Source organism: Bifidobacterium aesculapii (assembly GCF_001417815.1).
Taxonomy (GTDB): Bacteria; Actinomycetota; Actinomycetes; order Actinomycetales; family Bifidobacteriaceae; genus Bifidobacterium; species Bifidobacterium aesculapii.
The window spans coordinates 25,818-40,744 of sequence record NZ_BCFK01000071.1; the positions used below are offsets into that span (position 1 = coordinate 25,818).

Sequence of the window (14,927 nt, forward strand, 5' to 3'; positions counted from 1 at the left end):
CAAACATGAGGATACTCAGCCGGGCAAACGTGGGGTTGCGGGGTCTTCGGCGCTGCAGCGGTCTGGCTCGGCGCCAGTCACTTCATTTTTTCGTTGAAGCCGTCCTGCATGAGGTCGGTCAGATCGTTGAGTTCGTCGGACGGGTTCGCCTCGTTCTCAAGATCGCGCAGATCCTCGTTGAGGTCTGAGGACGCGTCATACGGACTGTCCAGATCGTACATCTCGTCCATCAGGTCGGAGTACTGGCTGTACTTGCCGTTGTCGCTGACGATGTCGTCGATGCTGCCAAGCGCCTGCATCTTCTTGATGATGTCGCCCAGCTTGGTCATGTAGTCCTTCATCGAGGTCGCATACTGGGAGATAGGCTTGATCTTCGAATCGCCCAGCTGGCCGAGGGCCGAGGTGCACCCGTCGATGTACTCGGTGTACTCGTTGTAGTAGTCGTCATCCACCGTGGAAGCGGTCGGCGTGGAGTCGCACGCCTTGGTGACGGCGTTCATCGCGACGGCGGTGTCTGCCATATTGTTGGACAGCTGCTCGAACTTCTTGGCCTTCGCCTCGTACTTGTCGTACGCTTGCTTCACCTCGTCATCGTGCTTGTACACCTTGAGATCGGTGAACGCGGTGTTGGCCTGCTCGTACTCCTTCACGTAGTCCTTGATCTTCTGCGCGTCCGCCTTGTCGAACGTGGTGGTGCCATCGTAGGAGGTGGATATGGCTTTCGACAGTTTCGTATTGACGTTGGTGTACTTCGTGTACATCACGGTCGTCTGCCGCTGGCCGTCCAGATAATCGTCCGAGGTGAGGGAGCCGGGCTTGACGACCACGAACACCAGGATGAGCACGATCGACACGAACGCCGCGATGCCGCCGACGATGATGCCGATCAGCGCGCCCTTCGACAGTCCCTTCTTCTTCGGCGCAGGGGAGCCGGGGAATCCGGCGCCGGGTGCGCCCGGGACAGGTTGCCCGGGAATCGGGACGCCGGGAACCGGGACGCCGGGAACCGGAGCGCCAGGCGTACCGGGGGCTGGCTCTCCCGGCACAGGGGGATAGCCGCCGGCTGCGGGCGCTGCTCCCGGTACGTCCGGTTGTGGCGCTGACTGCTGCACCGGCGGCTGCACCTGCCACGGAGCCGGCATCGCCTGAGTGGGGGGAAGCTGCTGGTCGTAGGATGTGCGCGGCTGTTGTTCGAATGATTGCGCCTGCGGTTGTCCGTACGCCGGCTGTTCGAATGATTGTTGTGGTTGTGGCTGCCCGTGGGGTTGCTGTCCGTACGTCGGCTGCGCGCCCGGCTGGCCGGGAACCTGCCCGTACGCCGGTGTCGTGGGAGCCTGATCGTAGGGAACCTGCCCGTTGTCGGCGGGCTTGATACTACCGTCATTGGCATGTGCGTCGCTCATGACTGACATTCCTTTCATTGTTCCCCCCCTTTCGCATCACCGCCATTGATGACACATCACTTCCCCGGAGGTTGTCTTCAGCCTATCACTCCGAATGGTTCAAGCCAATCGCCCCGGGCAGGAATCCGACGGCGTCACGGAGGGCGAGCACCGGGGCGACGAGTGACCAGTGTCCGTGCCCGTGTCCACGTGCTGAGCGTCGCCGGTGGACGGCCGTCGCCCGCGAGTAACGTCTCGAGCCATGAGCGAAAACACTGACACGAAGAAGTACACGATCGCCGTCATCCCCGGCGACGGCATCGGCAAGGAAGTGACGCCGTGGGCGCAGAAGGCCCTCGAGAAGGCGGCGGAAGGCGTCGCCGAATTCGAGTACGAGCCGTTCGACCTGGGCGCGGAACGCTACCTCAGGGACGGCGCGATCCTGCCCGAGGACGAGGAGGAGCGCATCAAGAAGACCGACGCAATCCTGCTGGGCGCGGTCGGCGACCCGCGCATCAAGGCCGGCATCCTCGAACGCGGCCTGCTCCTCAAGCTGCGTTTCGACCTCGACCAGTACGTGAACCTGCGCCCGTCCAAGCTGTACAAGGGCGTCACCTCGCCGCTCGCCAACCCCGGCGACATCGACTTCGTCGTCGTGCGTGAAGGCACCGAAGGTCTCTACTGCGGTGCCGGCGGCGCGGTCCGCCGCAACACCCCGAACGAGGTCGCCACGGAGGTGTCCATCAACACCGCGTACGGCGTGGAGCGCGTGGTGCGCTACGCGTTCAAGCTTGCCATGAAGCGCCGCAAGCACGTCACGCTCGTGCACAAGAAGAACGTGCTCGTCAACGCGGGCGACATGTGGCAGCGCATCGTCGACAAGGTCGGCGAGGAGTACCCGGAGGTCACGCACGATTATTCGCACATCGACGCTGCCACCATCTTCCTCGTGTCGAACCCGTCGAAGTTCGACGTGATCCTCACCGACAACCTCTTCGGCGACATCCTCACCGACGAAGCCGGCGCCGTGTTGGGCGGCGTGGGCTACTCCGCGTCCGGCTGCATCAACGCCTCCGACGAATACCCGTCCATGTTCGAGCCGATTCACGGCTCCGCCCCGGACATCGCCGGTCAGAACAAGGCGAACCCGACCGCCGCGATCCTCTCCGCCGCGATGCTGCTCGAGCATCTCGGCTTCGACGAGGCCGCGCAGCGCATCCACAAGGCCGTCGAAGCGGACATCGCCGAGCTCGGCTCCACCACGCGCGGCACCGATCAGGTCGGTCAGGACATCCTCGCGCGTATCTGACGCCATCCTCACGCGCATCCGGCGCCGCAATCGCCCGACGCCCCGCCTCCTTCCATATGAAGGCGGGGCGTTCGCCTCTCTTCTGCGTTGTTTCCGCTCCAACGCTGTTGTTTCGGTTCCAGGCTTGGGATAATAGCTACGCTGGCGGGTATCTCAGTGTCGTTTCCGTGCCAGGTTTGGGGCGGAAGTGACGCTGATGGGCTTCGTAGCGTCGGTTCTGTTCCAGCTCCGTTGTTTCCATCCCAACGTCGTTGTTTCGGTTCCAGGCTTGGGATAATAGGTACGCTGGTGAACTCTCCAGTGTTGTTTTTGTCCCAACACCGTCGTTTCCGTTCTGGGTTTGGGACAATAGTGACGCTGGCGGGCTTCTCAGCGTCGTTTTCGTCCCAAGCTTGGAACAATGCAGACGCTTTTGGCATGGAAGTGACGGCAATGATGGGGCTTGACCTCGCGAGACGCAGCAATCCCGAGCCATCTGCAAACCACTCCCGGACCATTTACAAACCACGCCGAGCCATCTGCAAACAACCTGCGCGCATATGGCGGTTACCGTTCGCGAACGGGCGGCCTGCCGATTGTTATGGTGGTGGCATGGAAATAAACGTGATGCGTGGGGAATACCCCAAGGAATGCCATGAGGGATGCCATGGTGAATGCTGCGGGGAATGCCGCGAGGGACGCCTTGGGGAATGCCATGGGGAATGCCCTAAGGAATGTTCCAAGGAATGCCGCGAGGGATGCCGTGGCGAATGCTGCGGGGAATGCCGCGAGGAATGTCCTGGCGAATGCCATGGGGAATGTCCCAAGGGATATCGCGGGGAATACAAGGTGCCGGGCGGCAAGCTGGTGGCGGTGACCGTCGGTCCCGTTGGTCCCGTTGGGGTCAACAACGGGGGCGAGGAGGCCAACGGGACCGACAGCGGGACCGTCGGGGGCGACATGGTCAACGGAATCGGCAACGGGACCGTCGTGGTCAACGGGGCCAACAGGGCTGACAATGGGACAGTCGGAGGTAACGAGGCCGACAATGGAGCAGTCGGGAGCAACAACAGGGTTAACAAGGTTAACGGGACCGACGGGATCGACGACGGGGCTGACGGGGCCACGTGGCGGCGGCATGTGCGCATCGACGGCGATTTCTTCGTCGAATCCGAGTCGGATGACCGATCCGACGCGCTGCTGCATGACATCGAACAGACGCTGTCCGGCATCGGGTCGGCCCCGGCGAATGCGCTCGCCGGCTCCACGGCCGCGGTGGAGGGCACGAGTGTTGTGCGTGACGTCGCCGGTGCGGTCGCGGAGGCGATCGCCCGGCATCCGGATGTGCGTCTCGTCGGCACCGATGCCGCCGCCATTGCCATGGCATACGCGCGCGCGGTCGGCATCCCGCCTGAGACCGGAGCGGATGCCGCCACATTCCCATCCAAGCAGGGTGCATCCGCCTCGTTGCCAGTTCCTGCCGCCACGCCTGAATCGGCCTCGACTTCTTCCGCCTCCGCAGCCTCCTCGACCTCCGACCCGGCAACCCCAGCATCCTCAATCTCCACCCCCGTAACTCCCGCGACCTCCGCCCCCGCGACCCCACTCCTCACCCCCGCCGAATCGGACGACTTCGACGAACGCTGGGCACGGCTGTGGCCGCAGCTCGCGGTCGTCCACGACGTGCCGCGCTCGCCGGCCGAGCAGATGGCGACCGACGAGCGTTGGGCGCGCGAGGTCGCATCCGGCCGTCGACGCCCCACGTTGCGCATCTGGGAGTGGAACGCGCCGTGCGTGGTCGTCGGCAGGTTCCAGTCCATCCGCGACGAGGTGCATGAGGACGTGGCGCGCGCGGAAGGCATCACGGTGGTGCGCCGGTGCACGGGCGGCGGCGCGATGTTCATCGAACCCGGCAATACGATCACCTACTCCTTATATACGCCGCTGGAGTTCGTCGCGGGGCTGTCGGTTGAGGCGTCGTACCGTCTGTGCGACCGGTGGCTCGTCGAGGCGCTGCGCGGGCTGGGGCTCGACGTGCGGTTCGCAGGGCTCAACGACATCGCCTCGCAGCACGGCAAGATCGGCGGCGCGGCGCAACGGCGGTTTCCGGCGGGGCGCGCCTCGACGCCGACGGCGGACGGCGTGCGCGTGGTTCCTGCGGAACGCACGCCGTCGCCGGGCGCGGTATTGCACCACGTGACGATGGCGTACGACATCGACGCGGCGAAGATGGGTCGCGTGCTCAACGTGAGCCGCGAGAAGATGCGCGACAAGGCCGTCAGGTCCGCGGTGAAGCGCGTCGATCCGCTGAAGACGCAGACCGGCATGACGCGCGACATGCTGGTCGCGCATCTGCTCGACCATTGTGTGTCGCGCGGCGCGCGGTTCGTGACGGATGGGGATGCGACGGCTTGATGGTGTGAGGATGCGATGGCTTGATGGTGTGACGGATGACGGCGTGACGATACTGGTGTGACGCCGTAACGTCACGACACGTGACGTTACCGCTCACAGAACCTTCCCACCGGGCCATGCGCCGGTGCGGTACAATAATGCGGACGATGGTCGGGTCAGGCTGCGGACCGACGGCGAATACAGCGATGTGATGATAGGAACGGTGATGTGAGTTGGCGGAAAAGCCGAACGCGATGCCCGAGGAGGAGAACGTGCTCCTGCACACCGCGCTGTTCAAGCAGGTGTCGCCGCAACAGGCGGAGGAGCTCATCCCGCACCTCAATCAGGCCGTGTACGACAAGGGTGAGGCGATCTTCGAACAGGGCGGCACCGATCACCGCATGTACCTGCTGGAGCACGGACGCGTCAAACTCGTGCGCGAGTCGAACGACCACCGCATCCAGCTGCTGTCCATCCATGCGCCGGGCGAAGTGCTCGGCGAGATTCCCGTGTTCGACCCGACGGGCGGCCCGCGCACCGCGTCCGCTTTGGCGATGACCCGCGGCACCCGCGTGGTGTGGCTCGAGCATGACGCGCTGTTCCACTGGCTCGACCAGCATCCGCGCGTCGCCATCGACATGCTGCAGGTGATGGCCGGGCGCATGCGCTCCAACAACGAGCACATCTCCGATCTCGTGTTCATGGACGTGCCGGCGCGTCTCGCCAAGACGCTGATCAATCTCGCCTCGCGGTTCGGCGAGCCGGTGGAGGAGGGGCTCAAGGTGCCGCACGACCTCACGCAGGAGGAGATGGCGCAGCTCGTCGGCTCCAGCCGCGAGACGGTGAACAAGGCGCTGATGGATTTCGCGAACCGCGGGTGGATCGCGCGTGAGGGCCGCTCCATCATCATCTACCAGCCGGGCATGCTGATCCGCCGCTCCCGCCGTTGAGCCGCTCCCGCCGTTGAGTCGGTATTCGGGCGATGTTCAGGGAGTGCGGTTCTTGTGAACGATTCCCTTCGGGCCGAACGGAAACCGCTCGCGGTATACCCGCCCACTTAGAATGGGGCGCATGCCGAAAAAGAAGTCCCTTACCGTTCGACGCGTGCTTACCCTCCTATTGGCCTATCTCATGCTGTGCGTCGGCGGAGGCGCGGTCGTCGCCGCGCTGGTTTCCCCCGCCGTGTTCGGCATGAACTCGGTGGCCAAGGCCGTGGTGCCGACGCTCAAGGTCGAGGGCGTCGATTTCGACGTGACCTCCCTGCCGCAGAAATCCGTGATGTACGCTTCCGACGGCACCACGAAGATGGCGGAGTTCTACGCCGACAACCGTACCGTCGTGCCGCTGAAGAACATCTCCAAGGTCATGCAGCAGGCGGTCGTCGCGCGTGAGGACCGCCGCTTCTTCAAGCATCATGGCGTCGACGTGCAGGGCGTCATGCGCGCGTTCTTCCAGACGTTCATCAAGGGCGGCGACACCCAGGGCGGTTCGACCCTCACGCAGCAGTACGTCAAGAACGTGCTCGCCATGCAGGCCCGTGAGGACGACGACCCGATCGCCGAATACCACGCCTCCGAGCAGACCGTGGCGCGCAAGGTGCGCGAGATGCTCATCGCCGTGCAGATGGAGAAGCAGTACTCGAAGCTGGAGATCCTGCAGGGCTACCTCAACATCGCCCAGTTCGGCAACCACAACCTCTATGGCGTGGAAAGCGCCGCGAAGCGCTACTTCAACGTCTCCGCGAAGGATCTGAACGTCGTGCAGGCGGCCACGATCGCCGCCATCACCAAGAATCCCGCGAAGTACGATCCCACCAGCGAGGAGAACCTCAAGGAATCCGAGAAGCAGCGCAACATCGTGCTCGACCTGATGCTGCAGGAGGGCTACATCACCCAGAAGCAGCATGATGAGGCCTCCAAGACCCCGCTCAAGGACACGCTCAACGTGCAGTCCATCGACTCCGGATGCCAGGTGGCCGGTGACGCCGCGTTCTTCTGCGACTACGTGACCCGTCAGATCCTCAACAACAAGGAGTTCGGCGCCACCGAGGAGGAGCGCAACAAGCTGCTCAAGGAGGGTGGCCTGACCATCGTCACCACGATGGACGTCAACGCCAACAACAGCGCGATGCAGGCCGCACGCGACACCGTCCCGCCGAACGATCCGACCGGCTTCGAAATCGCCATCGCGGCCATCCGCCCCGGAACCGGCGAGGTGCTCGGCTTCGGCATCAACCGCACGTATGACGCCACCGATCTGGCGAAGACCGACTCCACCCGCACGGCCGTGAACTACGCCGTCGACGAGAAGGACGGCGGCGGCTGGGGCTTCCAGGTCGGTTCCACGTGGAAACCCATCAACCTCGTGGCGTGGATGCAGAAGGGCAAGTCCATCAACCAGTACCTGCGCACGTCCACCTCGTACAACACGGCCAGCTTCAGCTGCAACGGCTACGGCTTCGCCGGCATATGGAACGTGCAGAACTCCGGCGGCGGCACCTCGAACGAGAGCCCGCTGCAGGGTCTGGTACTCTCGCACAACACCACGCAGGCCTCGATGACGCAGCAGATCGGCCTGTGCTCGATCGCCGACGCGGCCAAGCAACTCGGCTACCACAATTCGATTCAGGGCCATGAGGACGTCTACGATTCCAACTCCTTCCAGCCGCCGATGGTGATCGGCACCGTGCAGGCCTCGCCGCTGACCATGGCGAACGTGTACGCGACCATCGCCGCCAAGGGTGTGGAATGCACCCCGATCGCCATCACCAAGATGACGGACAGCTCCGGCAAGAACTACAAGGTGCCGTCCGCCAACTGCCATCAGGCCATCGACCCGGAGATCGCGGAGACCACCGCCTATGCCATCAACCAGGGCGTCGTGCGTTCCGGCGGCAACGCCGTGGACGCGCAGCTGAGCGGCGGACGCAAGACCTTCGCGAAGACCGGTACCAACGAGGACACGTACATGCTCACCGGCGGTTTCATCCCGCAGGTGGCCGCCTACGTGGCCGTCGGCAATGCGGAGTCGCCGCAGTCGTTCAACTACAAGACCATCAACGGCGTGTACCGCCCCACCTGGTACGGCATGTACGTCGCCGAACCGGCATGGAAGCAGTTCATGCAGCAGTACGTGGACACGGCGGGCATCCCGATCGACAACAGCTACGGCAACCCCAGCTCGAAGTACACGGCCGGAAGCACCACAACCCAGCGCAGTACCACGGGCGGCACTACCACCCAGCAGCAGGGCACGACCACGCAGCAGCAGGGTGCGACGACCCAGCAGCAGGGAACCACCACCGAACAGCAGGGCCAGTAGCCGTAAGGCAGCGGGGCGCGGTCGCGAACGCCGCCCCGGGCCACCCCATATGCAACAGCGGGACGCCCGCGCGCATGGATTCCATATGCGCGCGGGCGTCCCGCGTTCCTGCGCCCGGGCCGTTACAATGGGCGAGGGTATATGAACATCGTCGAAGGGGAGACAATGGCGGACGACAACACCACGGCATACGGAAGCGCGGCCGACGAGGCGCCGGCGAGCGTCGAAGGACCCAGCGGCTTCGACTTCCGCGGGCTCGACGTGTCGAACACCACGGCGGCGCCGGATTCCGGCAAGCCGGGGAAGACCAAGACGTCCGGCAAGGACGCGAAGGATACCAAGGACGCGAAGGGCAAGGCGGACAAGGACGCGAAGGGCGCCAAGACCAAGGCCGACAAGGGCAAGGACGCGAAATCCACCAAGTCCAAGACCGCGACCAAGGTGGCGGCCAAGGCGTCTTCGGGCACGGCCGGCGCCGACGCGGCCTCGAACGGCGACGACCTCGCCTCGCTGCCGCTGCTGTTCCATCCGATTACATTGCGCGGCCTGACCGTGCGCAACCGCATCTGGCTGCCGCCGATGGACACCTACTCGGCGTTCGCGCAGGACGGCCGTCCCACGCCGTTCCACTATCAGCATTACGTGTCGCGCGCGATGGGCGGCTTCGGCCTCGTCATCGCCGAGGCGACCGCCGTCGCACCGGAAGGCCGCATCTCGCCGCACGACGTCGGCCTGTGGGCGGACTGGCAGATCGACTCGTGGCGCTGGATCGTCGACGCCATCAAGGAGACCGGCGCGGCCGCCGCCATCCAGCTCAACCATGCCGGACGCAAGGGGTCGACCGGCTGCTTCGGCCTCGGCTACGAGCATCAGACCGTGCCCGAGGAGGCCGGTGGCTGGCAGACGGTGGCGCCGACCACCGCGCCGTTCGGTGGCTACGCCGCGCCGCGTGCGCTGTCCGTCGACGAGATCCACGGTCTGGTAGGCGCGTTCGCGGCTGCCGCGGGCCGTGCGGTGGCGGCCGGATTCCAGGCCATCGAGATCCACGCCGCGCACGGGTACCTCATCTCGCAGTTCCTCGACCCGCTGGTCAACACGCGCGAGGACGAGTACGGCGGCGGCTTCGAAGGCCGCATCCGCTTCCTGCTCGAGGTGGCCGACGCGATCCGCGGAGCGATTCCGGACGACATGCCGCTGCTGGTGCGCGTCTCCGCCACGGACTGGGCCGCCGGCGGCTGGGATCTCGACCAGACCGTCGCCCTCGCGCAGATCCTCAAGCTGCATGGCGTCGATCTGGTGGACGTCTCCACGGGAGGCATCGTCGCCGGCGTCACCGTGCCGGTCAAGGCCGACTATCAGGTGCCGTTCTCCGCGCAGGTGCGCAAGCGCGCCGACGTGCCGGTCACGGCCGTCGGTCTCATCACCAAGCCGAAGCAGGCGGAGAAGGTGCTCGCCAAGGGGCGTGCGGACGCGGTGGAGATTGGCCGCGCGGCCCTGCGCGACCCGTACTGGCCGCTGCGCGCCGCCGACAAGCTCGGCGTGCCCGCGGAGAAGGCGCCGTACCCGCAGCAGTACGTGCGCGGCGCGTACTGAACACGCGGGATACGCGCGGGATGAAGGATTCGTGTCGGACAGGCGCGTCGAACGCGCGTCCGACACGGTATGGCACTGGGCGGTGACAGAATGGGAGCCATGAGTTACGTTTCCGAAAACGCGTGGCGCGACGCGGTCAACAAGGCGACCTGCGACCTGTTCACGTTCGGCTACAAGCACGTCATCAAGCCGCATTTCGTCTTCAACGTGCCGCCGGACGAGGCGCATGACCGCATGATCGCGTTCTGCCGCGTGACCAAGCACATCCCTCCGCTCCTGTGGGCGGAACGCACGATGCTCGACTACACCGACCCGATCCTCGAGACGACCGTGATGGGCGTCGACTTCGCGAACCCGTTCGGTCTGTCCGCCGGACTCGACAAGAACTGCGACATGCCCGTGCTGCTCGACAACGCCGGATTCGGCTTCGAGACGGTCGGCTCCACCACGTCGCGCCCGTGCGCGGGCAATCCGAAGCCGTGGTTCCACCGTCTGCCCGAATACGATTCGATGATGGTGCACGTGGGTCTCGCGAACATCGGCTCGGACAAGGTCATCGACCGTGCGGAGCGGGCGTGGACGCACGCGCACGACATGCAGATCTCCGTGTCCATCGCCCGCACGAACGACGACAAGTGCGGCGACCTCGACGAGGGCATCGAGGACTACTGCATCTCCATGCGCCGCGCCGCCGGCCGCACCGCGATGGTGGAGGTGAACGTCTCCTGCCCGAACACGCACGTCGGCGAGCCGTTCACCGCCTCGCCCGAGGCGCTCGACAAGCTGTTCGCCGCGCTCGACAAGATCGACCGCCCGCAGCCCACGCTCGTCAAGATGCCGCTCAACAAGCCGTGGGAGGAGCTGCGCGACCTGCTCGACGTGCTCGCCGCGCACAACGTGCAGGGCGTGTCGCTCGCGAATCTCAACAAGGACCGCACCGGTCTCGCCATCCCGCACGAGTGGGAGGGCGGACTGTCCGGCGGGCCGTGCACGCGCGCCAGCGAGGAGCTGGTCGCGCATGTGCGCCGCGAGTACGGCGACCGGTTCGCGATCGCCGGCATCGGCGGCGTGTTCACGCCCGAGCAGGCGTATGCGAAGATCCGCGCCGGCGCCGATCTGGTCATGTTCATCTCGTCGCTGATGTACCGCGGCCCGCAGCAGATCACCGTGCTCAAGCGCGGTCTGGCGGAACTGCTGCGCCGCGACGGTTTCGCGTCCGTGCGCGACGCGGTCGGCGTGGACGCCGACTGACGCGCGTGTCGGCGCGTGTCGTGCATGCGTCGCGTGTCGTGCGTCGCGTGTGCGGCATGCGCGATTGCGCGCGTGGCGTGCGCGACGTATGTGCGGTGTCGTGCGCGCGACGTGCGTGCGACGCGATGACGCTGATAGGCCGGTCACGTATCTGCGTGACCGGCCTATGTTGTTTTTTGTGCGCTAACGTTTGCAAAACTACAAAAATATGACGCGAAACGCACAACTCGGTTTGAAGTGTGGGTGATTGTGTGCGATAATGTTCACATGATATCGTCACAACGTCAACACCTGATACTGAGCAGGCTTCGCACCAGAGGTGCCGTGCGAATCACGGCCCTCAGTAAAGAGCTCGGCGTTTCCGCGATGACCATCCGCCGCGATATCGCCGAACTCGCCGACAAAGGGCTCCTCAAGCGGGTCCATGGCGGTGCCGTCACCACGTCCACGCTCCTGAGTGAACCGCTGTTCTCCGTAAAGTCGCAGATGGACATCGGCCTCAAGGACGCCATCGCGCAGGAGGCCGTCAAATACGTGGCCCCCGGCGACGTCATTGCCATCGGCGGCGGCACCACCGCCTACGTGTTCGCCCAGCATCTGCTGGAAACCCAGCAGGCCGCCGGCATCACCATCCTCACCAACTCGATTCCCGTCGCCGAACTCGTGCAGGCGCTCGAATCGAAGGACGTGGAGGTAATCGTCACCGGAGGCGTGATCACCCGATCGAACTCGCTCGTCGGCCCGATCGCGGACAAGGTCGTCGCCTCGCTGCGCGTCAATACCGTCTTCCTCGGCACGCACTCCGTGTCGATTCCCCGCGGCTTCCTCATGCCCAACTCGCTGGAGGCCGCCACCGATATGGCGATGATGGACATCGCCGACCGCACCATCATCTTGACCGACCACACCAAGTGGAGCTGCACATCGCTGTCGCTGTTCGCGCGGTTCGACCAGGTGGACACGGTCATCACCGACGACGGTCTCGACCCCGATACCGCCGCCAAGACGAAGGAACTGGTCAAAGAGCTCGTGCTGGCCGAACAGACCGAGCCCACACAGGAAAGTGAGCAGGAATAACCATGACCGAATTCGCAGCCTACGAACCGGGCGCGTACGCCAAGGAGCACATCCGCATCACACCGACGACGCTCGCCGACGGACGTGACTTCTTCTACCTCGACGACGATCCGGAGTACGTCTCCGGCGCCAAGACGCGCGAGCTCAAGGATCCGCGCGACCTGCCGTACCGCTTCAGCAACCAGCTGAACGCCGCCGGCGAGGAAGTGCCGTACGCCGCCCCTGAAATGCGCCGCGACCCGCTGACCGGCGACTGGATCCCGATGGCGACCGCGCGCATGAACCGCCCAATCACCGCCGGCCCCGGCGCCACCGCCAAGGGCAACCCGCTGGCCGCCCGCAAGCCCGGCGACCCGTACCAGGACGGCGAGGTGCCGGACACCGACTACAACGTCGTCGTGTTCGAGAACCGCTTCCCGTCGATGGTGCGCGTGCCCGGCCGCAGCGAGGACGTCACCTTCGTCGACGGCAACCCGCTGTGGGAGAAGAAGATGGCCGCCGGCCGCTGCGAGGTCATCTGCTTCGACCCGAACGAGCATGGCCTGCCCGCCGACCTGCCGGTGAGCCGTCTGCGCACCGTTGTCGAGGCGTGGGCGTTCCGCACCGCCGAAATCTCCAAGATGGACGGCATCGAGCAGATCTTCCCGTTCGAGAACCACGGCCAGGAGATCGGCGTCTCCCTCGCCCACCCGCACGGCCAGGTCTACTGCTACCCGTTCATCGCCCCGAAGATGGAGAAGGAGCTCCAGCACACCGAGGCCTACCACGAGAAGACCGGCGGCAACCTGCTCAAGGATCTGATGAACGCCGAGCTCGAGGCCAAGGAACGCGTCATCATGCGCAACCACAGCTGGGTCGCCTACGTGCCCGCCGCCGCCCGCTGGCCCCTCGAGGTGCATGTGGCGCCGGTGCGCGACGTGCTCACCCTCGACGAGCTCGACGACCAGGAGCGCTGGGACCTCGCCTCCATGTACTCGCACCTGTTGAAGCGCGGCAACGCGTTCTTCGACAAGGGCGACGGCAAGGGCATGGACCTGCCGTACATCGCCGCCTGGCATCAGGCCCCGATCCACGACCCGCGCCGCGAGAACTACCGCCTCAACCTGCAGTTCTTCTCGTTCCGCCGCGCCGCGAACAAGATCAAGTACCTCGCCGGCTCCGAATCCGGCATGGCCGCATGGATCTCCGACACCACGCCGGAGATCATCGCCAAGCGCTTCCACGAGCTCGGCGACGTCGACATCGCCGACTGACCGCATTTACGTAAAACCCAACATCACCCAAGAAAGAAGGACAACATCAATGGCTGCTGTTGAATTCATCGCGCCGATCTCCCACGAGGAGGGCGTCTCCGAGGCGACGAAGCTGTTCGTCGACACCTACGGCGCCGCTCCGGAAGGCGTGTGGGCCGCGCCGGGCCGCGTCAACCTCATCGGCGAGCACACCGACTACAACGCCGGCCTGTGCCTGCCGATCGCGCTGCCGCAGCGCACGTTCATCGCGCTTTCGCCGCGCGACGACACCAAGGTGCGCGTCGTCTCCTCCATCTCGCCGGACAAGGTAGCCGAAGCGGATCTCGACGGGCTCAAGGCCCGCGGCGTGGACGGTTGGGCCGCCTACCCGGTGGGCGTGGCGTGGGCGCTGCGCGAGGCCGGATTCTCCAAGGTCAAGGGCTTCGACGCCGCGTTCGTCTCCTGTGTGCCGCTGGGCTCCGGCCTGAGCTCCTCCGCCGCCATGACCTGCTCCACCGCGCTCGCGCTGGACGACGTGTACGGTCTCGGCTACGGCGACTCCGACGCCGGCCGCGTGACCCTCATCAACGCCGCCATCAAGTCCGAGAACGAGATGGCCGGCGCCTCCACCGGCGGCCTCGACCAGAACGCCTCGATGCGCTGCACGCCCGGCCACGCGCTCCTGCTTGACTGCCGCCCCGAGCTCACCCCGCTCGAGAACGTCTCCCAGCAGGAGTTCGACCTCGACAAGTACGGTCTCGAACTGCTCGTCGTCGACACCCAGGCGCCGCACCAGCTTAACGACGGCCAGTACGCCCAGCGCCGCGCCACTTGCGAGGAGGCCGCGAAGATCCTCGGCGTCGCCAACCTGCGTGTCGCCGCGGACGGCATCGCCAAGGCCGACGACCAGTTCCAGGCCCTCAAGGAGACGCTCGACGCGCTGCCCGACGAGACGATGAAGAAGCGCGTGCGCCACGTCGTCACCGAAATCGAACGCGTGCGCTCCTTCGTGCGCGCCTTCGCCAAGGGCGACATCGAGTCCGCCGGCCGCCTGTTCAACGCCTCCCATGATTCGCTTGCCGCGGATTATGAGGTCACCGTGCCGGAGCTCGACGTGGCCGTGGACGTGGCCCGCCACAACGGCGCCTACGGTGCCCGCATGACCGGCGGCGGCTTCGGCGGCTCCATCATCGCGCTGGTGGATAAGGGCCAGGGGCACGAGATCGCACAGAAGATTGCTGACCGCTTCGAAAAGGAAGGTTTCAACGCACCTCGAGCCTTGCCGGCGTTCGCTGCGGCTTCCGCGAGCCGCGAGGCCTGATCGCAGAAGCCGATGCAAAAACGCGCGTTGGCGCACGCCCATGAAAAAGGACGTGCGCCAACGCGCGT

10 protein-coding genes are annotated in these 14,927 nt (G+C 65.4%); 9 read left to right on the plus strand and 1 reads right to left on the minus strand.

The annotated features are described in order from the left end of the window. Positions 1-77: 77 nt before the first annotated feature. Entirely contained in the window at positions 78-1,403 is a 1,326-nt protein-coding gene (locus BFAL_RS11280; RefSeq protein WP_160319058.1) for a hypothetical protein, read from the minus strand. A gap of 241 nt (positions 1,404-1,644) precedes the next feature. Here BFAL_RS11280 and BFAL_RS09695 point away from each other — a divergent pair, with 241 nt between their 5' ends. The 9 genes from BFAL_RS09695 (at position 1,645) to galK (ending at position 14,859) form a co-directional block, all read left to right on the plus strand. Beyond that, positions 1,645-2,691, plus strand: coding sequence for a 3-isopropylmalate dehydrogenase (locus BFAL_RS09695; RefSeq protein WP_055428175.1), 1,047 nt, complete (start codon positions 1,645-1,647; stop codon positions 2,689-2,691). 939 nt (positions 2,692-3,630) lie between these two features. Further along, positions 3,631-5,085 carry a lipoate--protein ligase family protein gene (locus BFAL_RS09705; protein ID WP_169787201.1) on the plus strand — a complete coding sequence of 485 codons (1,455 nt, stop codon included), beginning with the start codon at positions 3,631-3,633 and terminating at the stop codon, positions 5,083-5,085. Between the two features lie 233 nt (positions 5,086-5,318). Further along, positions 5,319-6,014, plus strand: a complete 696-nt coding sequence (locus tag BFAL_RS09710) for a Crp/Fnr family transcriptional regulator (RefSeq protein WP_055428200.1) — start codon at positions 5,319-5,321, stop codon at positions 6,012-6,014. Positions 6,015-6,135: 121 nt separating this feature from the next. Further along, positions 6,136-8,385, plus strand: a complete 2,250-nt coding sequence (locus BFAL_RS09715; protein ID WP_174514775.1) for a transglycosylase domain-containing protein — start codon at positions 6,136-6,138, stop codon at positions 8,383-8,385. 510 nt (positions 8,386-8,895) lie between these two features. Further along, positions 8,896-9,978, plus strand: coding sequence for an NADH:flavin oxidoreductase/NADH oxidase (locus BFAL_RS09720; protein WP_055428201.1), 1,083 nt, complete (start codon positions 8,896-8,898; stop codon positions 9,976-9,978). 99 nt (positions 9,979-10,077) lie between these two features. Further along, the gene (locus BFAL_RS09725; RefSeq protein ID WP_055428178.1) at positions 10,078-11,229 is read left to right on the plus strand and encodes a quinone-dependent dihydroorotate dehydrogenase; all 1,152 of its coding nucleotides are present in this window, start codon (positions 10,078-10,080) and stop codon (positions 11,227-11,229) included. A gap of 267 nt (positions 11,230-11,496) precedes the next feature. Next, positions 11,497-12,306 (plus strand): DeoR/GlpR family DNA-binding transcription regulator, encoded by an 810-nt coding sequence (locus tag BFAL_RS09730; protein ID WP_055428179.1) that lies wholly within the window; start codon positions 11,497-11,499, stop codon positions 12,304-12,306. A 2-nt stretch (positions 12,307-12,308) separates the two neighbouring features. Next, complete coding sequence (gene galT / locus BFAL_RS09735) at positions 12,309-13,559, plus strand: galactose-1-phosphate uridylyltransferase (RefSeq protein ID WP_055428180.1); 1,251 nt, start codon at positions 12,309-12,311, stop codon at positions 13,557-13,559. Positions 13,560-13,608: 49 nt separating this feature from the next. Further along, the gene (gene galK / locus BFAL_RS09740) at positions 13,609-14,859 is read left to right on the plus strand and encodes a galactokinase (protein ID WP_055428181.1); all 1,251 of its coding nucleotides are present in this window, start codon (positions 13,609-13,611) and stop codon (positions 14,857-14,859) included. Positions 14,860-14,927: the final 68 nt, after the last annotated feature.

Bases quoted from the DNA above. Each gene is read 5' to 3' on its own strand.
- BFAL_RS11280 (WP_160319058.1), bottom strand. From the start codon at position 1,403: ATGAGCGACGCACATGCCAATGACGGTAGTATCAAGCCCGCCGACAAC.
- BFAL_RS09695 (WP_055428175.1), top strand. From the start codon at position 1,645: ATGAGCGAAAACACTGACACGAAGAAGTACACGATCGCCGTCATCCCC.
- BFAL_RS09705 (WP_169787201.1), top strand. From the start codon at position 3,631: ATGGTCAACGGAATCGGCAACGGGACCGTCGTGGTCAACGGGGCCAAC.
- BFAL_RS09710 (WP_055428200.1), top strand. From the start codon at position 5,319: ATGCCCGAGGAGGAGAACGTGCTCCTGCACACCGCGCTGTTCAAGCAG.
- BFAL_RS09715 (WP_174514775.1), top strand. From the start codon at position 6,136: ATGCCGAAAAAGAAGTCCCTTACCGTTCGACGCGTGCTTACCCTCCTA.
- BFAL_RS09725 (WP_055428178.1), top strand. From the start codon at position 10,078: ATGAGTTACGTTTCCGAAAACGCGTGGCGCGACGCGGTCAACAAGGCG.
- BFAL_RS09730 (WP_055428179.1), top strand. From the start codon at position 11,497: ATGATATCGTCACAACGTCAACACCTGATACTGAGCAGGCTTCGCACC.
- galT (WP_055428180.1), top strand. From the start codon at position 12,309: ATGACCGAATTCGCAGCCTACGAACCGGGCGCGTACGCCAAGGAGCAC.
- galK (WP_055428181.1), top strand. From the start codon at position 13,609: ATGGCTGCTGTTGAATTCATCGCGCCGATCTCCCACGAGGAGGGCGTC.